The following is a 520-nucleotide window of genomic DNA, read 5'->3' as shown; positions in this document are numbered from 1 at the left end:
GGTCACGGCCATATTCGACCTCGAGCTTGACCTTGGTGCCGGAGAACAGCCGGGTGACCAGCATCTGCAGGTCGCCGATCGCGTCGGTCAGGTTGATGATCGCCGGCCTGAGCGTCTGCTTGCGCGAAAAGGCCAGCAATTGCCGCACCAGCACTGCGGCGCGATTGGCGTTGCGCTTGATCTCCATGAGATCGGCGAAACTCGAATCCGATTGCCGGGCCTGCAACAGCAGATGGTCGGAGGAGAGCAGGATCGCGGTCAGCACATTGTTGAAGTCATGGGCGATGCCGCCGGCAAGCGTGCCCACGGCATTCATCTTCTGGGTCTGCGCCATCTGCGTCTCGAACGCCTTCTGCTGCGTCGTCTCGACGGCATAGACGATKGCMGCCTCCTCSGGCGCCTCATCGSACTGGTCGATGACGGCRTTSACGTAGAAGCGGAAATGACGGCCTTCGTCGGTCGGATGGCGCGCCTCGACCGGCTCGATGTCGACCTTGTCGCCCTTGGCAGCGTCCAGCGC

General features: G+C 62.8%; 1 protein-coding gene. It reads right to left on the bottom strand.

Annotation, left to right across the window (positions count from 1 at the left end):
- The coding region (locus tag AC1D0P_RS28200) for a sensor histidine kinase (RefSeq protein ID WP_477679751.1) at nucleotides 1-520 on the bottom strand (520 nt) is incomplete at both ends.

It is taken from the genome of Polaromonas sp. P1_G2, from assembly GCF_056405515.1.
The sequence above is the reverse complement of the archived record's forward strand: the minus strand, read 5'-3'. Positions and strand labels throughout refer to the sequence as shown.